Below are 20,946 nucleotides of genomic sequence, written 5' to 3' on the forward strand. Positions count from 1 at the left end.
GGATGCTTAACATGGCCCTCGCCCGAAAACCCCTTCCCGCTGATGGGCCTACCGACTGCGACTTTGCGCAACTGCACGCACGCAACGCTGGCGGCGGGACTGCGGTCGACATCGAGGGGGCTGCCCGACGCGGGCCCTTTCGACCCGAGGTCTGGCGGAACGCACGGCAACGCCACGCCTCGCGACTGGCGGTCCACTACTTCCGGGCTGTCGACGTCGTTGCCGTTGTGGCGATCACCGTGCTGACCGCCTGGGCCAATGAGCCACGCTCCCTGCTGGACGCAGAGGTGTCTCGTGTCCTTCCATTTGCCATTGGTGCCGTGACCGTACTGGGTCTTTTCCGTTCGATCGGCCTGTACCGGTTCATCCGGGGTCAGAGCACTGCCCTGCATCTGGCGTCGGTTGCGGCGATCGTCACGCTCTCGGCACTTGTCGCGATCTTGCTGGGATGGCTCGTGCAAGGAGCGCAGGTCGATCTGACCGCCCTTCTGATCTGGGGTGGGCTCATCATGATCACCCTCTATGGCCTGCATCTGGGCTGGAGCGAATGGGTCCAGAGATGGCGTCATAGCGGTGCCCTGACCCCGAACGTGGTCATAGTCGGCGCAACGCGGCATGCCGAGCGTCTGATCCGAGAAGCCCTCAAGCGACGCGATCTCAACATCCTCGGCGTCTTCGACGACCGGCTCGCACGATCGCCGGACAGTGTCGCAGGTGTTCCCGTCCTGGGTGGAGCTGATGCCCTGCTGACCCACCGGATGACGCCGTATGTGGACCGGATCGTCGTGGCCATCGATCCCAAGGCCCAGGCCCGGGTGCGCGAACTGACCGCACGCCTGCAGACCCTGCCCAATGAGGTCACCCTGCTGGTCGACCCGCACAGCGAGGACGAGCGTAATGCCGCCCTGGAAAAGCTGGCCGCCGCTCCGCTCGCCTCGCTGGACGGCCCGATCGACGCCGATCGCCGGGCGTTCAACAAGCGTTTGCAGGATCTGGTCATCGGGTCGATTGCCCTGATCGTCCTTGCCCCCGTGATCGCCCTCGTCGCCCTCGCCATTCGTCTGGACAGCCCGGGTCCGGTCCTGTTCCGACAACGACGCCACGGCTTCAACCAGGAAGAAATCGTTGTCTGGAAGTTCCGCTCGATGCGGCATGAGGCGGCAGATGCCACAGCCAGTCGTCAGGTCACGGCGGATGACGACCGCATCACCCGCGTCGGCCGATTCATTCGCGGCACGAGCCTGGACGAGTTGCCCCAGATCCTGAACGTACTGATGGGCGAGATGAGCCTGGTTGGCCCCAGACCCCATGCCATCGGCATGAAGACGGGTCAGATCGAGTCCGCCCGTCTGGTGGCGGAGTACGCGCATCGCCACCGGATCAAGCCCGGCATGACCGGCTGGGCTGCCATCAACGGTTCACGCGGTCCCCTGCATACCGCCGCCGATGTGCGCCGCCGGGTCCAGCTGGACATCGACTATGTCGAACGTCAGACCCTGTGGATGGATCTGTGGATCATGGCCGTGACGGTGCCCGTGCTGCTGGGCGACCGCTCGGCCATTCGCTGAGCAGGGGGCACTGATGTTCTGGCGCGGTGTCTGGGGCTATCTGCCGGCTCAGATCGTTCAGGGTGTGGTCGGGTTCCTGGCCATCATTGTGTTCACCCGGCTGCTGAGCGCCGAGGAATTCGGCCGCTATGCCCTGGCCTTTTCGATCTTCAGCCTGACCCATGTTGTCGTCTTCACCTGGCTGGAAGCGGCCATGGCTCGCTTCTGGGCCACCGAAACGACGCCTGAAGGCATGGCGGCCCATTTCGTCAGCCTGTACCGCGCAGCGTTCGTGCTGACGGCCGGATTTGTCCCGCTGGCGGCGCTTCTGGTCTGGGTCTGGCCCATGGATGCCGCGCTGAAGACAGCGGTTGCTGTCGGTCTCGCCGGGATCCCCATTCGCTGCCTCACCAAACTGGGACAGGAGCGCCGGCGTGCGGCAGGCGAAGTGACCAGCGCCGCACGGCTCGACATGTTCGTTGCGATCGGAGGGCTGGTGGCCGGCGTTGTACTGGCCATCGCCGGTGCGGGTTCTGCGGCTCCCCTGGCCGGTCTTCTGATCGCTCCGCTGCTGGCCCTGCCCTTCGTCCTGCCGGGTGAGGTGCGGCTTGGAAGATCGGGAAGGCTGGAGCCGGCACGCCTGCTCCGCTATGCCCGCTATGGCTTTCCGATTGCAGCGGGACTGATCCTGTCACTGGTCCTTGCGTCGACCGACCGGTTTCTGCTGGCAGCCTTTATCGACGAGGCCGCCGTGGGTGCCTATCATGCGGGCTACAGCATCGCGAACCGGACCCTGGACGTTCTGTTCATCTGGCTGGGTGCCGCCGGTACGCCTGCCCTGATCATGGCCCTGGAGCGCGGCGGGGCCGATCGCCTGCGCGTCGCGGCGCGGGAACAGGGAGCCATCTTCATCCTCGTGGGACTGCCGGCAGCGGTCGGCGTCGCGCTGGTGGCTACACCCCTGTCCGAGCTTCTGATTGGCGAAGATCTGCGCGGTGCCGTCAGTGAGGTCACGCCGTGGATTGCCCTCTCGGCCCTGCTGTCGGGTCTCTGCAGCTACTATTTCGGCCAGGCCTTTGTGCTCAGCCATCGTACGGGATTGCTGCTGGTGACCGTCGGGGTCCCGGCGATCGCCAATGTGATGCTGAACCTGGTCCTGATTCCGCGGTTCGGCGTTCTGGGGGCGGCATGGTCGACAGCAGCCAGTTTCGCAATCGGGCTGGTGGCATCCATCATTCTGGGGCGTGGGCCGCTGGCGATGCCCGTGCCCTGGACCGCGATCGGGCGTTGCGGCCTTGCGTGCGGCGTGATGACCTTGGCCGTTCTGGCCCTGCCGTCTCCGGGTGGGGTTGCCGAGCTTGGCCTTCACGCCAGTGTCGGTGGCCTTGTCTATGCTGCGGCTGTCGTCATGCTCAATGCAGCGGGCGTGCGCGACCTGGCAAGGCGGATGATCGGTGAACGACGCCAGCGCAGGGCCGCATCATGAGCGATATCACCCACAGTCCGACCTGGGCCTCGGCCAGCCCGCGTCTCTCAGTCCTCATCCCGTTTCTGCGGGACGATCCGGGAGAACTGCTGGTTCTCCTGGACCGCGAGGCAAACGCCCTGAAGGGCACTGTAGAGGTCGTCCTTCTCGACGACGGGACGGGCGATGCTGCCTTGACCTTGGCCCTGAAGGCGGGACTTGCGGCAATGACCCTGCCCGTCCAGTTGATCACGCTGGGTAGCAACGAGGGGCGGTCGAAGGGTCGCAATCGACTGTCCGAAGCGTCCCGCGGCGATTACCTGCTGTTTCTCGACAGCGACATGCGACCGGACACCGATCGTTTCCTGACAAACTGGGTCGGCATCGCGACGGAGCAACGGCCCGCGATCGTCTTCGGCGGCTTCTCGCTGCTGCAGGCTCCGACGGATTCCAGGTTCGCCGTGCATAGAGCGATGGCGGCCCGGTCGGAATGTGTAGCGGCAGAGGTCCGGTCCGAAGCACCTGAGAAATATGTCTACACGTCCAACCTGCTGGTCAGGCGCAATGTCTTCGATACCGAAGGATTCGATCCCGCGTTCACGGGCTGGGGCTGGGAAGACGTGGAATGGGCCATGCGGGTCTCCCGCATCCATCCCATCCTCCATATCGACAATCCGGCGACCCATATGGGGCTGGACACCGTCGACGCGCTGGCCGGGAAGTATGAACAATCCGCTGCCAATTTTGCACGCGTGGTGGCACGCCACCCTGATATCGTGTCCGGCTATCCGAGCTTCAAAGCCGCGAAGATGCTGAAAAAGGTTCCTGGTCTGGCTGTCGCAAGGCCCGTGTTACGGCGGCTGGCCCTGTGGCCACGGCTCCCCGTCCCGGTCCGGTCGTTTGCACTCAGGCTCTACCGGGCGGCGCTCTATGCCGACGTCGTCTAGCCCATCATACGTTTGAGGAAGCCCGGGGGCTTGTAGGTCGAGCGGTTCATGACAACCCCGGCAATCCGCCCCCCCACCGATTCGATCTCGTCGCGCAGCGCCACGGGGCCGTCTGCGCTGGTGGTCTCGGCCGCGACCACAAGCACGGTCGCGTCGACGAAGGGCGCGAGAACGATCGGCATGTCGTTGCGATCGGCTGCTGGCGAGTCGATGATGATGGTATCCGCGTGCCGGCGCATGATGTCCCAGTAGCGCGGATCGTCGACAGGCTCGGCCCTCTGGCCAGAGCGCAGGCTCTCGGCCCGAAACCGCGTGACCCAGAGCCGGCCGCCCAGACACGAACGCGCCGTCATGAGCCGAGCGGGCGCGACGGGCCGGTTGTCCTGCCCAAGGACAGGTGGCGTTACGGCGTAAAAGATAGACCCATCCGGTGATGCCGCAGCGGCCTCTCCGACCCTGCCGAACCGGTCCGGCTGAGCAGCGACGGCATCGAGCTGCCCCTGCTGGGCCAGATCTGCGTCGATCAGCCAGACCGCCTTTCTCGCGCGAACGGCTGCAAGGCGGGCGAACTCGCGAGCGACGGTCGAAACGCCCTCTCCGGTGTTGGCCGACGCAAACTGGATCACCCGCCCACGATGAGCGGGCGCCGGTCCCAGCGCAGCCCAGAGGCCCGCCATCTCGCTGGTGAGGTCGACCATTCGAATCGTCAGGCCCGGATCAGATACGCGAACATTATCACAGGCTCAGGCCTTGGCGGCTTTCATCGGTGCGACGGCCAGGACGGGCATCTGAAGGGTCCGGGCGGCCGACGTCGGTGTCACGAAGCCGCGACGCAGGAAGATCCGAAGCAGGCCGACACAGAGGGCGGTGAATCCGGCGAACAGGAATGCGAGGGCCATCAGCGGAGCCTTGAGGCTGGCACCGCGGGTCGGGGGTGCGGCGCGTTCGATGACACGGACGTTGTCTGCACCGGCTGCCACCAGACCATTGTCGGCGCGGGTCTGGGTCTCGCGCTGCTGGAAGTCCCGGATGTTGGCCGTCAGGACGTCGCGATTGCTGAGCAGGGTCGCATTGCGGCTTTCGATGCCGGAGAGCCGCGCCTGGCGCTGCAGGAGCTCGTTGAGCTGCCGTTGCAGGGCCGCGAGACGGGCGGCCAGGGCGTCGCGTTCGGCCGCCGCATTGATCCGGGTGTTCTCGATCTCGTTCCAGACCGTATTCGGCCCGGTCCGTACTTCCTTGGGACCGACGGTCGTCCCGGTCGCGACGAGAGCTTCCAGTTCCGCAATGCGGGCATCAATGTCCTGCACAGGCTGGGCGTCGGGGGTGTAGCGCCCGAGCAGTTGCGCCCGTTCGGTCCGTGCCTGGCGGATGAGGTCCTGGGCCGAAACGTTCAGGTCCTGCTGCAGCACGATCTCGGACGGGATCGAGCGCTGCTGGGCCTCCAGCGTCCTGACGCGTTGATTGGCCTGGTTCAGCTGGGCCTCGGTCGACAGGCGGTCGGCCAGGACGCTCTGGTAGGTCGTCGTGAGCGCTGTCTTGGCCGAGGCGAAATCGCCGATGTCATTGGTCCGCAGAAACCGCTCGTAGTTGGCGTCGGCAATGGCGAGTTCTTCCTCGAAGGCTTCGCGCTGGCTCTGGATCAAGGGGGCGGAGAGATCCTGGAAGACTTCGCGGCGCCGGGCCAGATAAGCGTCGATGATGGCGTTCAGGACGCGGGCCGACAGCTCGGCGTCGTCACTTTCGTACGAAAGGTCGATCACACTCCTGAGGGGCGCGGTCGCGACGCTGAGGCCGTCGTCGATGGCCTTCAGGGCGTTACCCTCGCGGACCGCCATGGACGCCGTGGTCGGCTTGCCGTGCTCGAAAGCGGACACTCCGATCGCGCGGATGGCCCGCAGACGCACCTCGCGGCTGTTCAGGATCGCCGCCTCGGACTGGGCAACCTCCCCCAGCGTGGGTGGAGACGATCCGCGGTCCTGCTGGATCCCGACACGCGGCTGGTAGACGTATTCCTGACCGACGCCGGCATTCAGGCTGGCCCGGGCGGTGTAGGTCTTCTTCAGGGTCAGGACGGCGGCTGCGCCGATCGCGAACACGACCAGAAAGATGACGATCATCAGAAGGAGCTCGCGGAACAGCAGGCCGACGATGTCCAGCAGGCCGTAGCGCGGTCGGGCCGGGACATAGCTCGTCGAGCGCATGGGCGGGCGAATCCTTTGATGGCAACGATCTTACCTTTCGGACCATGGCGTTAACCAACGATTACCCATGTTCCCCCACCCTGTGTGAAACCGACCCTTCCCGGACCCTCGACACATGATGCTGGATCGCCGCCACCTGCTGTTGACGTTCGGGGCAGCGGCCCTGGCGGGCTGCGGCGCGATCCCGAGGCCGGAGCCGATCGTGGGCGACGCGGCCTTCACCGATATCGGCTTTGCGGACTGGACAGATGCCGAGCCCGAATACCTGCTCTATCCCGGCGACGAGATCGAGGTGGCCCTGCCGACGGCGGCGGAACTGACCCGGACGATCCGTGTAGGGCCGGACGGGCGAATCGCCCTGCCCCTGATCGGACAGGTCATGGCGGCGGACCGCACGCTGATGGAGCTCAGCCAGGTGGTATCGGACGCCTATGTCGGAAAGCTGGTTCGACCGGTCGTGGAGGTCAGCGTCAGGACCGCCGGACCGATCAACATCTGGGTCGACGGTGAGGTCCGCACCCCGGGCGTCTATGTGATGGCCGGCGACATCAGTGCCTATCAGGCCGTCGTCCAGGCTGGTGGCCTGCTGCCGTCGGCCAAGGCCCAGAGCGCGGCGCTGATCCGGCGGGGACCGGGCGGGAGCCGGATGCTCAAGGTCATCGACGTCCGTGCGATCCGGGGGCGGACCGATGCCCTGCGGCGCGGGGACATTGTCTTCGTGCCGCGCTCGACCCTGGGCGAGCTCGCGGCCTTCTTCACCCAGTTCAAGGCCGCCCTGCCGATCGGGTTCAGCTATTCGATCAACGGGGCCAACGGCAGCGGTTTCGCCAATTTCTGACGTCAGGCGCGGCCGTTCGGGAGGTCAGGCGGCGAGCGAGACGACCCCGGCATCGATCCAGCGGCGGGCTGCGCGCTGGGCCTCGGAGATCTCTTCGCGATCCATCTCCTCGCTCATCTCGCGGCGATAGACCCGGGCTTCGATCGAGCCCTTCATCGCTGCCAGATTGAAGATCATGTGGGCCGAGACCCGGTCCATCGGACAGCCGCCCGAACCGGACGAGTACATCATGCCCAGACGGAACAGGTCGTCCCCGGTCATATCCGGTGTGGGCAGAGGCAGCGCAGCCTCAGACATTTCAGGCGCCATTTCTTGCGCAATCATTACCGTATCCTCCGTGCGTAGCCCGTTCTGGGCCCGCTCTTCGATACCGCATCAAATACCGCCGATTTGAAGTTAAAGTTAACGGCGGCACAGGCCGAAAGCTGTTTTTTGTAAAGGGGTTATGAAGACCGCTTCGCGTGTTCAGGCCTTGGAAACGGCTTGGTCACACGGCCTTCATCACTGTAAACGCGACCTTACCGGGCCCGTTGGCCGAACAGGATCTTGCGCGCGTCCTCGGCGGCCTTGCCGGACGCCGCCAGGTTGGACCGCAGGTTTTCACCGACCGCCCGGCCCGCCTTGACGGCAGGCCTCGCGCCGACCCGCTCCAGCCATGCAGCCAGATGCGGGAAATGGCTCATGTCCTGCCCCTGGTGCTCTGGCAGGATCCAGGGCCAAGCCGCCATGTCAGCGATCGAATACTCGCCTGCCAGATACTCACGATCCGCCAGACGCCGGTTCAGGACTCCGTACAGACGGTGAGTCTCGTCGGTATAGCGGCGAACGCCATAGGCGATCTGACGCTGGTCCTTGATGATTGCCGGCGCATACTGGCGGAAATGGTGGGTCTGTCCCGCCATGGGCCCCAGGCCCCCGACCTGCCAGAACAGCCACTGATCCACCTCGGCCCGTTGGCGGATATCGCTCGGGTAGAACAGGCCGGTCTTGTTGCCGAGATATTGCAGGATGGCTCCGGACTCGAAGATGGCCAGAGACGTCGAGTCTGGATTGTCTGGATTGGCCGGACCGTCGGAGTCGACGATGGCAGGCATACGCCCGTTCGGGCTGATCGCCTGAAAGGCCGGCTCGAACTGTTCGCCCATGCCGATGTTCACCGGCACAACTTCATACGGCACACCCATTTCCTCGAGTGCGATGGACACCTTCCAGCCGTTGGGCGTGGGCCAGTACCAGAGCTGGATCGGACGGGTCATGAAGGGCTCTCCAATGGGTCCGGCAACGGTGCGGACAGGCCTGCAGCGGGGATACTCGATCTGGTTACCGACAAGGCCCCGCGCAAGCTGGTTGCTGAACGAACCTGACGCGCTCGTTCAGGACGAGTTCATTCTGAACGGCTCATTTTCGCATCATGTTCAACGGGCTGGCCGGCGATTTTGTCGGTGACCCCTATCGAGGAGCAGATGATGAACCGTTTCACCAAGGCCGCTCTGGTCGCCGTCGCCCTGGCGACGACTGCAGCCCCGATGGTCGCCTCGGCCCAGGATCGCGGAGATCGCCGCGAGTACAGGCAGGAGCGACGCGAGGATCGCCGCGAGTTCCGTCAGGACCGTCGCGAGGATCGTCGGGACTTTCGCCAGGGCGAAGTCAATCGCCGCGAATTCCGCGAGGAGCGCCGGGACGACCGTCGCGACTTCCGTGCCGAACGCCGTGACGATCGCCAGGACTTCCGTCGCGACCAGCGCTGGGAGCGCAACAACCGCGACTGGTACCGCGGCCGCGCCGACTTCCGCGACTATCGCGGGGCGCGCAACGGCTACTGGTATGCGCCCAGCTACGGCTACTACCGGGTCGACCCGCGCTACGACAACTATCGCTGGCAGCGCGGGGCCTATCTGCCCCAGTCCTACCGCAGCTACTACGTCCGCGACCCCTATGTGTACAACCTGCGTCCGGCTCCCTACGGATACCGGTATGTCCACGCCGGGAATGACATCGTCCTGATCGCCGTGGCGACCGGTTTGATCGCGAGCGTCCTGTCCGGCGTCTATTGAACCTGACAGACGAACTGAAATCAGCCCCGCAGGCCGTTTGGTCTGCGGGGTTTTTTCATTAAGAAAACTTCATGATGTTCATCGATTTCCGTTCAGTGATGGTTCAGGTGCCGGGCCCGATCCTGACACCAAGCCGCCCATCACGGGCGTGCGTGGATGCCAGGAAATGAAACGTGCCCTGATGGTGAGCGTCACGATCGCGGCGCTGTTGGCCCCTCTGGTGGGCCAGGCCAGCGCTGCCATCGTCCAGGACCAAGACCCTGCCGAACGCCGCGAGGCACGTCAGGACCGCCGGGCTGCAGAGAATGACGACGAGGCGCGGGCGCTGAGCCCGCAGCAGCGCCAGGACCGGATCGAATCCCCTCCTCCGCCCCCACCCCCGCCTCCGCCGTCACAACCGCGGCGCGACGACCGGCAGGATCGACGGGAAGACCGGCGTGAGGATCGTCGTGAAGATCGCCGCAACGACCGGCCACCTGTCACGCCAGACCAGCGTGAACAGCGCCGCGAGGATCGCCAGGAGCGGCGCGAGGATCGCGTCAATCCGAATGGACCGCAGACGCCCCAGCAACGCGACAACCGTCAGGACAGGCGCGAGGACCGTCGTGAAGATCGCCGCGAGGATCGTCGGGACGACCGGCAGGACTGGCGTCGTGACAACCCGCGCCCGTCGACGCCCAACGAACTGGAGCGCTGGCGCGAGAACCGTCAGGACTATCGCCAGGACCGGCGGGAAGACCGTCGCGAAGACCGCTATGACCGCCGCCAGGACCGTCGCGAGTACCGGGAGTTCCGCAACCGGTTCAATCGCGACCAGTGGCGTCAGCGCTGGAACGCCGACCGACGCGCCGACTGGTGGCGTTCGGACCGTCGCTTCCGCAACTATGGTGGCGTGCGCATCGGCTTCTATTTCGCGCCGGACTACGGCTACTACAGCGTGCCACGGCAGTATTACGGGCAGCTCTGGAACGAGGGCGACTTCCTGCCGTCGATCTTCTGGCGCTACACGATCAACGACTATCGTACCTATGGCCTGGGCTATCCGCCCGAAGGCACGCGCTGGGTCGTGGTCGACAACGATATCTACCTGATCGACCAGTACGACGGGTACATCATCGAGGTTATCCAGAACGCCTGGCGCTGGTAGCGAGCGGCGGCCGTCGATCCTTCTCCCCTTGTGGGAGAAGGTGGCACGCGCAGCGTGACGGATGAGGGGTTTCGCGGGCTTCGGCTACTGATCGCGTAAGCAGAACACGGACCGAAGGGTGCGACCCCTCATCCGCCCCTCCGGGGCACCTTCTCCCGCAAGGGGAGAAGGGAGGGTCACAGACCCAGTCTGGCCTTCAGGATGTCGTTGACCGAGGCGGGGTTGGCCTTGCCGCCGGTGGCCTTCATGACTTGGCCGACGAACCAGCCGATGGCCTGGGGTTTCTCGGCGACGGCGGCGGCCTTGTCGGGGTTGGCGGCGATGATCTCGTCAACGGCCTTTTCGATCGCGCCCGTATCATTGACCTGCACCAGGCCGCGAGCCTCCACGACCTGACGGGGCGAGCCCTCACCGGCCCAGACGTGGTCAAAGACCTCCTTGGCGATCCGCGAGGAGATGACGCCTTCCTCAATCAAAGCCACCAGTTCGGCGACCTGCGAAGGCGGGAGCGGGCTTTCGGAGAAGTCCTTGCCGTCTGCGGCCAGACGCGCCGACAGTTCGTTGGTGACCCAGTTGGAGACCAGTTTGGCGTCGCGACCGGCCGCCGCAGCCTCGAAATAGTCGGCCTTGGCCTGTTCCGAGATCAGCACCACCGCATCGTATTGCGACAGGCCGTACTGCGACATCAGACGACGGCGCTTGTCGTCCGGAAGCTCGGGGAGGTTGGCCTTGATCTCGTCGATCCAGGCCTGCTCCAGTTCAAGCGGCAACAGATCAGGGTCGGGGAAGTAGCGGTAATCGTTCGCTTCCTCCTTGGAGCGCATGGAACGGGTCTCGCCGGCCGTCGGGTCGTAGAGACGCGTTTCCTGAACGATCGCCCCCCCGTCCTCCAGGATCTCGATCTGGCGGCGCGCCTCGTAGTTGATCGCCTGGGAGATAAAGCGGAACGAGTTCACGTTCTTGATCTCGCAGCGGGTGCCGAGATGGCTGAAGTCGCCGGTCGCCTTGAACTTCTCGTACTGGCCCTCGCGGCAGACCGAGACGTTCACGTCGGCGCGCAGGTTGCCCTTTTCCATGTCGCCGTCGCAGGTGCCCAGGTAGATCAGGATGGTCCGGATCTTCTTCACATAGGCGACCGCCTCTTCCGGCGATCGGATGTCGGGGCGCGAGACAATCTCCATCAGGGCCGTGCCGGCGCGGTTCAGGTCGACGAAGCTCTCGGTCGGCGACAGGTCGTGGATCAGTTTGCCCGCGTCCTGTTCCAGGTGCAGGCGCTCGATGCCGACGTTGAAGAAGGAGCCGTCCTCGGCCTCGACCTCGACGACGCCTTCGCCGACGATCGGGAAATACAGCTGGCTGATCTGATAGCCGGTGGGCAGGTCGGGGTAGAAATAGTTCTTGCGGTCGAACTGGCTGCGCCGGTTGATCTGCGCCTTGAGGCCCAGCCCGGTCTTGACCGCCTGTTCGACGCAGTGGCCGTTCAGGGTCGGCAGCATGCCGGGGAAGCCCGCATCGACCAGCGACACCTGCTCATTCGGTCCCGCGCCAAAGCCCACGGCCGCGCCGGAGAACAGCTTGGCCTTCGAGGCCACCTGGGCGTGGATCTCGAGACCCATGACAATTTCCCAGTTGCCCGTGCGGCCCTGGATAAGTTTGGAAGTGGCAGTCGTGTCGGTCATGTCGTCTCTCTTACCCCTCTCCTGCAGGGAGAGGGAGGGGCCCGCTCAACGGAGTTGAACGGGAGTTACCACCAGCGTTCGGCCTTGGTCGTGAAGCCGGCAGCCTGTTCCAGCGCCGCACCCACCTGGAATACGGTCGCCTCGTCCAGAGCCTTGCCGATCACCTGAAGTCCCAGCGGCAAGCCGTTGGAATCCAGGCCGGCAGGGACCGAGATTCCCGGCAGGCCGGCGAGGTTCGCCGTGACGGTGAAGATGTCGTTCAGATACATCTGCAGCGGATCCACCTGCTTGTCGCCCAGCGCAAAGGCAGCCGAGGGCGTGGACGGGGTGACAATGGCGTCAACCTGATCCCAGACGGCGTCGAAATCCTCGGCGATGCGGCGGCGGACCTTCAGCGCCTTGACGTAGTAGGCGTCGTAGAAGCCGGCCGACAGCACATAGGCCCCGATGATCAGGCGGCGCTTGACCTCGGCCCCGAAGCCCTCGGCCCGGCTGCTCTCGTACAGGTCGGTCAGGGAGGTCGTGCCGGTCGCGCGGTGACCGAACCGCATCCCGTCATATCGGGCCAGGTTCGAGGACGCCTCGGCCGGGGCCACGATATAGTAGGTCGGCAGGGCGTATTTGGTGTGCGGCAGGCTGATGGGCACGATCTCGCACCCGGCGTCCTTCAGCCAGGCAATGCCCTGATCCCAGAGGGCCTGGATCTCGGCGGGCATGCCGTCGACGACATATTCGGCCGGCACGCCGATACGCAGGCCCCTGACCGACTGGCCGACCGATTGGGTCCAGTCCGGGGTCGGGATGTCGAGGCTGGTGGAATCCTTGACGTCGAACGAGCACATCGACTGCAGCAGCAGGGCCGCATCCTCGACGTTTTTCGCGATCGGTCCTGCCTGGTCCAGCGAACTGGCGAAGGCCACCATGCCGAAGCGGCTGGCCCGGCCATAGGTGGGCTTGATGCCCACGGTGCCGGTAAAGGCCGCCGGTTGCCGGATGGAGCCGCCCGTGTCGGAGGCTGTCGCGGCCAGACACAGGTCCGCAGCAACGGCCGAGGCCGAGCCGCCGGACGAACCGCCCGGGGTCAGGTCGGCGTTCGATCCAGAGGACTTCCACGGGTTGACGACGGGGCCAAAGGCGCTGGTCTCGTTCGACGAGCCCATGGCGAACTCGTCCATGTTCAGCTTGCCCAGCATGACCGCCCCGTCGCGCCACAGATTGGCGGTGACGGTCGATTCATAGGGCGGCACGAAGCCGCGCAGCATGTTCGAGCCTGCGGTCGTCTGGACGCCTTCGGTACAGAACAGGTCCTTGATACCCAGAGGCGCGCCTTCGAGGGCACCGGCCGTGCCGGAGGCGATCCGGGCATCGGAGGCGCGGGCCATGGCGATGGCCTTGTCGCCGGTCACCTCGACATAGGCGTTGAGGCGGGGGTTGGCGGCCTCGATGTTGGTCAGGAAGGCGCGGGTGATCTCCTCGGACGAGAAGGTCTTCGCCTTCAGTCCGTCGACAGCGGCCTTGAGGGTCAGTTTCGTGAGGTCGGACATGACTATTCGACCACCTTGGGCACGACGAAGAAGCCGTCCGCCGAACGGGGGGCGTTGGCCATGATGTCGGTGACCTTGTCGCCATCGGTAACCGCGTCCTCGCGCAGGCGCAGAGCCTGAGCCACGTTCGAGGTCATCGGCTCGACGCCGTCGACGTCGACCTCGGCCAGTTGTTCGATCCAGCTGAGGATCCCGTTCAGCTCGGCAGCCAGCGGCTCCAGCCGGTCATCGGGGGTCTTGATCCGGGCGAGATGCGCGACCTTGCGCACTGTCGCGGCGTCGATGGCCATGCGGCCCTCCAAACACTGAAAGTTCAAGGCGCGTGACTAGCTGTCCCGTCCCGGATTCACAAGGATCGGAGACAGACGCGATGATCCGGACTATGGAGCCGCCGTGCCCGTCCTCGACCTCCTCGCCCTGCCCGCCGCCTGCCCGCCCGAAACGGCCTGGATGGGGCTCGACCTGGGGGAAAAGACGATCGGTGTGGCGGTGTCTGACACCACGAGACTGATCGCCTCCCCTCTGGAGCTGATCCGGAAATCGAAATTCACGCTGGAAGCGGCACAGCTGTTCAAGCTGATGGACGCGCGCAAGGTGTCGGGGCTGGTGATCGGCCTGCCCGCCAACATGGACGGGTCCGAAGGTCCGCGAGCCCAGTCCTGCCGTGCCTTTGCGCGCAATCTCGAGCGCATCCGGCCCGTGAACATCGCCTTCTGGGATGAGCGGCTTTCCACCAGTGCGGTCGAGCGGTTCCTAATCGAGGACCTCGACCTGAACCGGAAGCGGAGGGCCGAGGTCGTGGACCGTACCGCAGCCGCTTGGATCCTGCAGGGTGCGCTGGACCGGGTGCGCGACCAGGCGACGTGGCTCTAGGATGAGTGCGTTGATCCTCGGCGTGCTGCCGGTCTTCTGCCTGATCGCCATCGGCTACGGGCTGCGCAAATCGGACTTCCTGCCCGATGTGACCTGGCGGCCGATCGAGAAGCTGTCGATCAATCTGCTTTACCCCGGGTTTCTGATCCCCGCGATCTGGAACGCGGACATCTCGGGCGGCGGAGCGGGCGCGACCGGGGCTGCTGCGGTCACCAGCGTGGTGATCATCGCCATAGCCACCCTGGTGACCAAGCGGTTCGTCACGATCGAAGGTCCGGCCTTCACAAGCGTTTTCCAGGGCGTGATCCGGTGGAACAGCTTTGTGTTCCTGCCGGTCATCCAGTCCATCTATGGTCCCGACGGGCTGGCGCTGGCGGCGGTGGTGATCGCGGCCATGATCCCGGTGACCAACATCCTGTGCGTGATCGTGCTGGTTCGGTGGGGAGCCGACCAGCGGACGATGTCGCCGCTGTCGCTGGCCGAAGCCATCCTGTCGAACCCGATCCTGATCGCCTGCCTGATCGGGCTGGCGCTCAACTTTCTGAAGGTGCCGCGGATACCGGGACTTTCGGACACGCTCGAGCTTCTGGGCGGGGCCGCCCTGCCGCTGGGCCTGATTGTCGCCGGGGCCGGCCTGAGCTTCGCGGAGGTCGCGCGGCGCAGGATCACGATCGGGGCGGTGTCGTTCGTCAAGCTGGTGGTGACCCCGCCGCTGATGTGGGGCCTGTGCATCGCCTATGGCGGTGACGAGACGGCCCAGGCCATCGCCCTGCTGTGCGGGGCCTCGCCGGGCGCGGCGGCCAGCTATATCCTGGCGCGGCAGATGGGCGGCGACGCGCCGCTGATGGCCGGGGTGGTGGCCCTGACCACGGTCGGCAGTGCGCTGAGCATCCCGATCCTGCTGACCCTCTTCCACCTGGGCTAGACTGGCCCTATTGGGGGTTTCGATGACCGAAGCCCACGCCGTCGATGCCCTGATCTCCGAGCGGCTTATCCCGTTCCCGCAGCCCCATTTCCTGTCGGCCGGTGACCTGAACCCGCAAACGGCGCGGTCGCTGCTGGACCTCGCGGACGTGTTCGTGGACTTCAACCGGCAATCGTCCAAGGCTCTGGACCTGATGCACGGCCGGACGGTCGTGAACCTGTTCTTCGAGAATTCGACCCGGACCTCGTCCTCGTTCGAGATCGCCGCCAAGCGACTGGGGGCCGATGTGGTGACCATGCCGGTCGGGGCGTCCTCGGTGAAGAAGGGCGAGACCCTGATCGATACCGCCATGACGCTGAACGCCATGAAGCCGGACATCCTGGTCATCCGGCATGGCGCGTCGGGGGCCCCTGCCCTGCTGTCGCAGAAGGTCGGCTGTGCCGTGGTGAATGCCGGAGATGGCCTCCATGAACATCCGACCCAGGCCCTGCTCGACCTTCTGTCGTTGCGCCGGGCCTTCGGTGACGTCACCAGCCTGACGGTGGCCATCTGCGGGGACATCGCTCACAGCCGCGTGGCCCGGTCCAATGTCATCCTGCTGTCGATGCTGGGGTGCCGGGTCCGGCTGATCGGGCCACCGACCCTGGTGCCCGGAGATGCGGACCGCTGGGGCTGCGAAGTGTTCCATGACATGCGCGAAGGCCTGAAGGGCTGTGACGTCGTGATGATGCTGCGTCTGCAGCTGGAGCGGATGGAAGGGGCCCTGATCCCCTCGACGCGAGAATATTTCCGCTTCTGGGGTCTGGATCGCGAGAAGCTGGCCTGGGCGGCCCCGGGCGCGAAGGTCATGCATCCCGGGCCGATGAACCGCGGGGTCGAGATCGATTCCGATGTGGCCGACGACCTGTCGGTGTCCCTGATCCAGGATCAGGTCGAGATGGGTGTGGCGGCCCGCATGGCGATCCTGGCGTCACTGTCGGCGCGGCTGGGAGATGCGGCATGACGACCGCCATCATCAATGCCCGGCTGCTGGACCCCGCCAGCGACTTTGATGGTCCGGGCGGCGTCCTGATCGCGGACGGCCGTATCCAGACCGTCTTCCACGGCCAGCCCGGAACGATCCCTGCCCATGCCACGATTATCGACGCCCGGGGCCTGTGCCTGTCGCCCGGCCTGATCGACATCCGGGTGACGACCGGCGAGCCCGGGGCAGAGCCCAAGGAAACCCTGAAGTCCGCCAGTCTTTCGGCTGCGGCCGGTGGCGTGACCACCCTGGTGATCCAGCCCGACACGGACCCGGCGGTCGATGACCCCGCCATGGTCGAGTTCATCCGCCGACGCGGAGCGGCGCTGAACCTGGTCAATATCCACGCGGCCGGAGCCGCGACCCAGAAGCGCGAGGGCCAGCGCATGGCCGAGATCGGCCTGATGCATGAGGCCGGGGCCCTGTATTTCACCGATGGAGACCGGGTGATCACCAATACCCGCACCCTGCAGCGGGTCATGAGCTATGCCGGGGCCTTCAATGCCCTGATCGCCTGTCGTCCGGCCGAACCCTGGCTGTCGGAGGGGGGCGTCGCCACGTCCGGCGAGCTGGCGACCCGGCTGGGCCTGTCCGGCGTGCCGGCCATTGCCGAACGGATCCAGCTGGAGCGCGATCTGGCCCTGGTCGAACAGACCGGCGCACGCTTCCTGATCGACCAGATCTCGACCGAGGCCGCGCTGGAGTGTCTGGCCCGCGCCCGGGCCCGGGGGCTGGACGTCGCCGTCAGCGTGTCGATCAACCACCTGTGCTTCAACGAGATCGACATCGGCGACTACCGGACCTTCTATCGGCTGGACCCGCCTCTACGGCCCGAGAGCGACCGGCAGGCCCTGATCGAGGCCGTCCGCGACGGCCTGATCGATGCCATCACCTCGGCCCACATGCCCGCGCCGGCCGAGGACAAGCGGCGGCCGTTCGGGGAGGCTTCGCCGGGGGCTGTTGGTCTCGAGACGCTGTTGCCGGCGGCGCTCAGTCTGCATCACGAGGACGGGCTGGACCTGCTCGATATCCTGCGGCCGCTGACGCACGGTCCGGCCGCCCTGCTGGGGCTTGAGGCCGGGGTGATCGAGGCGGGTGCACCCGCTGATCTCATCCTGTTCGATCCCGGGACACCTGTGGTGATCGATGCGGCGACACTGCGGTCCAAGTCGAGGAACTCGCCCTTCGACGGCCGCCGATTGCAGGGCCGCGTCATGCACACCCTGGTCGCCGGTCGCGAGATCCATGCCCCTGACCGGAGCCCGACATGAGCCTGACCGGCACCTATGACCCCGACAACATCTTCGCCCGGATCCTGCGCGGCGAGGTTCCATCGGTGACGGTGTGGGAAGACGACCACGTCCTCGCCTTCATGGATGTGTTTCCCCAGTCCGAGGGCCATGTGCTGGTCATCTCGAAGACCTCGACCGCACGCAATCTGCTCGAGATCGAGGCCGAAGTCCTGACCCGGCTCATGGCCGCCGTCCAGCGCACGGCCCGGGCCGTCGAGCGTGCCCTTTCGCCCGATGGCCTCAGCGTGATGCAGTTCAATGGCGAGGCTGGTGGCCAGACGGTGTTCCACCTGCATGTCCACATCATACCGCGCTGGGCAGACCGCCCCATGGATGGCCACGCCCAGCCCCGGATGGCGGATACGGAGGCTCTGAAGGCCATCGCGACCCGGATTGCAGCGGCCCTGGATTGATCCCTTCATCCGCTCATCCCGGCGGAAGCCGGGACCCAGAGTTTTCTCACGCACGCGCGTGATGTCCAGGAACTGGATCCCGGCTTTCGCCGGGATGAGCGGATGTGCTGTAAGCAAAACTCGACCGACTTCCCCGAGACCATCCCATGACCCATGCCGCCACCGTCCTCGACCTGATCGGCAACACCCCGCTGATCCGCCTGCGTCGCCTGTCCGAAGAGACCGGCTGCACCATTCTCGGCAAGGCAGAGTTCATGAACCCGGGCCAGTCGATCAAGGACCGGGCCGCCCTGTCGATCATCCAGTCGGCAAAGGCATCGGGCGCGCTACGGCCGGGCGGGACGATCGTCGAGGGCACGGCCGGCAATACGGGCATCGGCCTGGCCCTGATCGGGGCTGCCCTGGGCCATCCGGTGGTGATCGTCATCCCTCGCACCCAGGCCGAGGAAAAGAAGGCTGCCATCCGGGCGCTGGGCGCAAGGCTGATCGAGGTGGACGCAGCACCGTTTTCGAGCCCAAACCATTTCGTCCACTATTCCGGCACCCTGGCGAAGCAGCTGGACGCAGAACTGTCGCAGGGCGCGATCTGGTCGAACCAGTTCGATAACACCGCCAATCGCGACGCCCATTACAGGACCACCGGTCCCGAAATCTGGGACCAGACCGAGGGCAGGATCGACGCCTTTGTCAGCGCCGTCGGGTCCGGCGGCACGATCGTGGGCGTGTCGACGTTTCTCAAGGAGAAGAACCCCGACATCCGCATCGCCCTGGCCGATCCGGCCGGCGCGGGGCTTTTCAACTGGTTCACGAATGGCGAGATGAAGTCCGAGGGGTCGTCGATTTCCGAAGGCATCGGCGTCGCGCGGATCACCGGCAATCTGGAAGGCTTTACGCCGGACCACGTCTACCGGATCGAGGATTCCGAGTTCCTGCCCATCCTGTTTGATCTGGTGCAGGACGAGGGTCTCTCGCTGGGCTCGTCCGCCGGGGTCAATGTCGCCGGGGCCCTGCGACTCGCGCGGGAGCTGGGTCCGGGCAAGGTCATCGTCACGCCGCTCTGTGACCCCGGTGCCCGTTATGCGTCGAAGCTGTTCAATCCGGAATTCCTGCGCGGCAAGGGCCTGCCGGTCCCGCCATGGTCGGAAGCCTGATCCGATCAACCGTCCACGGATCAGCCGTCACTCCACCGTCGTCGGCCCGTCGCACGCACGCCGTCTCTGACCGCTAGCAGAGTCCCGTTATCGACAGGCCCTGCCATGGCGGCGGGTCATCGTGCGGGGGGCTCAACCATGACCATCGACCGTCGTTCACTGCTCGGCTGGATCGGCGCCGGTTCTGCCGCCGCAACGACCACAGCGGCCCAGACCCCGTCTTCCGCCATGCCGGTGTCCTTCCAGCATGGTGTGGCCTCCGGCGATCCGAACCAGACCTCAGCCGTCTTCTGGACCCGCGTCACGCCCGGCGGAGACGGAGCGGCCGACATCGAGGTCGAGCTTCAGGTCGCGCGCGACGCGGCGTTCTCCGACATCGTTCGGCGCACGCAGGGACTTCGGGCCCGCGCCGAGCGTGATTTCACGGTCAAGCATGATCTCGATGGCCAGGGGCTGGAGCCCGGGACAGAGTATGTCTATCGCTTCATCGCGGGCGGCGTGACCTCGCCCGTGGGTCGGGTGAAGACCCTGCCGGCCGGCCCGACGACAGACGTCGTCCTGGCCGTGGCCTCGTGCCAGCTGCATCCGGGCGGTCTGTTCAACGCCTATGACGCGATGGCGAAACTGGACCGGCTGGATGCCGTCGTCCATCTGGGGGACTACATCTACGAATACGGGGCCAGCGCGACCGACTACGGCATGGCCACAGCCACGCGGCTGAACCGCATTCCGCAGCCGCCGCACGAGATCGTCAGCCTGGCCGACTACCGGCTGCGTCACGCCCAGTACAAGTCCGACCCGGACCTTCAGGCCGCCCATGCCCGCGCGCCCTTCATCTGCGTCTGGGATGACCACGAGATCACCAATGACGCCTTCATCACCGGGGCCGAAAACCATTCGTCCGAGACCGAGGGCGACTATTCGGTCCGCAAGGCCACGGCCCTGAAGGCCTATTACGAGTGGATGCCGATCCGGGAGCCGCGCGCGGGCCTGACGCTGGAGCACATCAACCGCAGCTTCGACTTCGGCGATCTGGCCAGCCTGCACATGGTCGAGACGCGGCTGCTGTCGCGCGGCGAGCAGCTGGACTACGAGAAGGACCTCACGGTGAGCACCGTCGAGGGTCAGCCCCGGCCGGACGTCGCCGCGTTCGAGGTCAAGCGCAATGATGCGTCGCGCGATTTGCTGGGCGCCGGTCAGCTGGAGTGGCTGAAGTCGGCGCTGACGGCTTCGAAGGCGTCGGGCAAGACCTGGCAGATCCTCGGCAACCAGGTCGTCATGGCGCGCGTCGCAGGCCCGGACCTGGCGAAGGCCGCCACGCCGGAACAGGTTGCCGGTTTCCTCGGTCAGTTGCCGGACGCCTATCGGCCCCGGGTTCAGGCGGCGCTGCAGCTGTTCACCCTGGGCGTGCCGTTCAACCTGGATGCCTGGGACGGTTATCCGGCGGGCCGCGAGCGTCTGTATGCCGCCTGCGCCGAGGCCGGGGTCCAGCCGATCGTGCTGGCCGGTGACAGCCATGCCTTCTGGGTCAATGAGTTGAAGGACGCGGCCGGTGCCCGGCGCGGGGCCGAGTTCGGGACATCGTCGATCTCCAGCCCCTCGATCGGCGACCTGTTCGGTCCCCTGCCGCTGGGCGAACTCCTGGCCCAGACGAACCCCGAGGTGGTCTTCTGCGACCAGAAGGCCAAGGGCTTCATCGTCCTGACCATCACGCCCGACGCCGTACGGGGCCAGCTTCAGTCGGTGTCGACCATCCTGAGCAAGCCCTACGACCTTGCGACCGTGAAGACCTTTGCGGTCACCCGCGGGGCCGACGGGATTTCGGCCCCCACCGAGGTCTGAGCGG

20 protein-coding genes are annotated in these 20,946 nt (G+C 65.9%); 13 read left to right on the forward strand and 7 right to left on the reverse strand.

The features are described 5' to 3' along the window. Positions 1-11: 11 nt before the first annotated feature. The 3 genes from GGR13_RS15390 to GGR13_RS15400 are packed head-to-tail and all read left to right on the forward strand — an operon-like array spanning position 12 to position 3,959. Entirely contained in the window at positions 12-1,568 is a 1,557-nt protein-coding gene (locus tag GGR13_RS15390) for an exopolysaccharide biosynthesis polyprenyl glycosylphosphotransferase (protein ID WP_183214485.1), read from the forward strand. A 13-nt stretch (positions 1,569-1,581) separates the two neighbouring features. After that, positions 1,582-3,033, forward strand: coding sequence for a lipopolysaccharide biosynthesis protein (locus GGR13_RS15395; protein WP_183214486.1), 1,452 nt, complete (start codon positions 1,582-1,584; stop codon positions 3,031-3,033). Continuing rightward, entirely contained in the window at positions 3,030-3,959 is a 930-nt protein-coding gene (locus GGR13_RS15400; protein ID WP_183214487.1) for a glycosyltransferase family 2 protein, read from the forward strand. The genes GGR13_RS15395 and GGR13_RS15400 overlap by 4 nt, the downstream gene beginning before the upstream one ends. Here the strand turns inward: GGR13_RS15400 and GGR13_RS15405 are convergent. Then, a complete protein-coding gene (locus GGR13_RS15405; RefSeq protein WP_183214488.1) occupies positions 3,956-4,657 on the reverse strand; it encodes a P-loop NTPase family protein in 702 nt (233 codons plus the stop codon). The two genes, GGR13_RS15400 and GGR13_RS15405, sit on opposite strands and share 4 nt — an antisense overlap. A gap of 45 nt (positions 4,658-4,702) precedes the next feature. Continuing rightward, positions 4,703-6,160 carry a GumC family protein gene (locus tag GGR13_RS15410; RefSeq protein ID WP_183214489.1) on the reverse strand — a complete coding sequence of 486 codons (1,458 nt, stop codon included), beginning with the start codon at positions 6,158-6,160 and terminating at the stop codon, positions 4,703-4,705. A 115-nt stretch (positions 6,161-6,275) separates the two neighbouring features. Here GGR13_RS15410 and GGR13_RS15415 point away from each other — a divergent pair, with 115 nt between their 5' ends. Further along, entirely contained in the window at positions 6,276-6,998 is a 723-nt protein-coding gene (locus GGR13_RS15415) for a polysaccharide biosynthesis/export family protein (RefSeq protein ID WP_183214490.1), read from the forward strand. A 24-nt stretch (positions 6,999-7,022) separates the two neighbouring features. Here the strand turns inward: GGR13_RS15415 and GGR13_RS15420 are convergent, their stop codons facing one another. Beyond that, complete coding sequence (locus GGR13_RS15420) at positions 7,023-7,322, reverse strand: sel1 repeat family protein (RefSeq protein WP_183214491.1); 300 nt, start codon at positions 7,320-7,322, stop codon at positions 7,023-7,025. Positions 7,323-7,516: 194 nt separating this feature from the next. Continuing rightward, the gene (locus GGR13_RS15425; protein ID WP_183214492.1) at positions 7,517-8,254 is read right to left on the reverse strand and encodes a glutathione S-transferase family protein; all 738 of its coding nucleotides are present in this window, start codon (positions 8,252-8,254) and stop codon (positions 7,517-7,519) included. Positions 8,255-8,464: 210 nt separating this feature from the next. Between GGR13_RS15425 and GGR13_RS15430 the strand changes: the two genes are divergently transcribed. Beyond that, the gene (locus GGR13_RS15430) at positions 8,465-9,052 is read left to right on the forward strand and encodes an RcnB family protein (RefSeq protein WP_183214493.1); all 588 of its coding nucleotides are present in this window, start codon (positions 8,465-8,467) and stop codon (positions 9,050-9,052) included. Between the two features lie 166 nt (positions 9,053-9,218). Continuing rightward, positions 9,219-10,199, forward strand: a complete 981-nt coding sequence (locus GGR13_RS16715; RefSeq protein WP_246347918.1) for an RcnB family protein — start codon at positions 9,219-9,221, stop codon at positions 10,197-10,199. 176 nt (positions 10,200-10,375) lie between these two features. Here GGR13_RS16715 and gatB read toward each other — a convergent pair whose 3' ends face one another. The 3 genes from gatB to gatC all read right to left on the reverse strand — a co-directional run bounded on the left by gatB (position 10,376) and on the right by gatC (position 13,712). Continuing rightward, positions 10,376-11,878 carry an Asp-tRNA(Asn)/Glu-tRNA(Gln) amidotransferase subunit GatB gene (gatB, locus tag GGR13_RS15440; RefSeq protein WP_183214494.1) on the reverse strand — a complete coding sequence of 501 codons (1,503 nt, stop codon included), beginning with the start codon at positions 11,876-11,878 and terminating at the stop codon, positions 10,376-10,378. A 65-nt stretch (positions 11,879-11,943) separates the two neighbouring features. Then, the gene (gene gatA, locus GGR13_RS15445; protein WP_183214495.1) at positions 11,944-13,422 is read right to left on the reverse strand and encodes an Asp-tRNA(Asn)/Glu-tRNA(Gln) amidotransferase subunit GatA; all 1,479 of its coding nucleotides are present in this window, start codon (positions 13,420-13,422) and stop codon (positions 11,944-11,946) included. 2 nt (positions 13,423-13,424) lie between these two features. Further along, on the reverse strand, positions 13,425-13,712 hold the full coding sequence (gene gatC / locus GGR13_RS15450; protein ID WP_183214496.1) for an Asp-tRNA(Asn)/Glu-tRNA(Gln) amidotransferase subunit GatC: 288 nt from the start codon (positions 13,710-13,712) through the stop codon (positions 13,425-13,427). Positions 13,713-13,815: 103 nt separating this feature from the next. On the opposite strand from gatC, the gene ruvX reads away from it, so the two are divergent. The 7 genes from ruvX (at position 13,816) to GGR13_RS15485 (ending at position 20,942) form a co-directional block, all read left to right on the forward strand. Further along, positions 13,816-14,295, forward strand: coding sequence for a Holliday junction resolvase RuvX (gene ruvX, locus GGR13_RS15455; protein WP_183214497.1), 480 nt, complete (start codon positions 13,816-13,818; stop codon positions 14,293-14,295). 1 nt (position 14,296) lies between these two features. Further along, a complete protein-coding gene (locus tag GGR13_RS15460; protein ID WP_183214498.1) occupies positions 14,297-15,220 on the forward strand; it encodes an AEC family transporter in 924 nt (307 codons plus the stop codon). 22 nt (positions 15,221-15,242) lie between these two features. Next, positions 15,243-16,223 carry an aspartate carbamoyltransferase catalytic subunit gene (locus tag GGR13_RS15465; RefSeq protein WP_183214499.1) on the forward strand — a complete coding sequence of 327 codons (981 nt, stop codon included), beginning with the start codon at positions 15,243-15,245 and terminating at the stop codon, positions 16,221-16,223. Continuing rightward, complete coding sequence (gene pyrC / locus GGR13_RS15470) at positions 16,220-17,515, forward strand: dihydroorotase (protein ID WP_183214500.1); 1,296 nt, start codon at positions 16,220-16,222, stop codon at positions 17,513-17,515. The genes GGR13_RS15465 and pyrC overlap by 4 nt, the downstream gene beginning before the upstream one ends. Next, positions 17,512-17,949 (forward strand): HIT family protein, encoded by a 438-nt coding sequence (locus GGR13_RS15475; protein WP_183214501.1) that lies wholly within the window; start codon positions 17,512-17,514, stop codon positions 17,947-17,949. Before pyrC ends, GGR13_RS15475 begins: the two co-directional genes overlap by 4 nt. A gap of 146 nt (positions 17,950-18,095) precedes the next feature. Continuing rightward, positions 18,096-19,100 carry a cysteine synthase A gene (locus tag GGR13_RS15480; protein ID WP_183214502.1) on the forward strand — a complete coding sequence of 335 codons (1,005 nt, stop codon included), beginning with the start codon at positions 18,096-18,098 and terminating at the stop codon, positions 19,098-19,100. A gap of 138 nt (positions 19,101-19,238) precedes the next feature. Continuing rightward, positions 19,239-20,942 (forward strand): alkaline phosphatase D family protein, encoded by a 1,704-nt coding sequence (locus GGR13_RS15485; protein WP_183214503.1) that lies wholly within the window; start codon positions 19,239-19,241, stop codon positions 20,940-20,942. The last annotated feature ends 4 nt before the right edge of the window (positions 20,943-20,946 follow it).

It is taken from the genome of Brevundimonas variabilis, assembly GCF_014199945.1.
Taxonomy (GTDB): Bacteria; Pseudomonadota; Alphaproteobacteria; order Caulobacterales; family Caulobacteraceae; genus Brevundimonas; species Brevundimonas variabilis.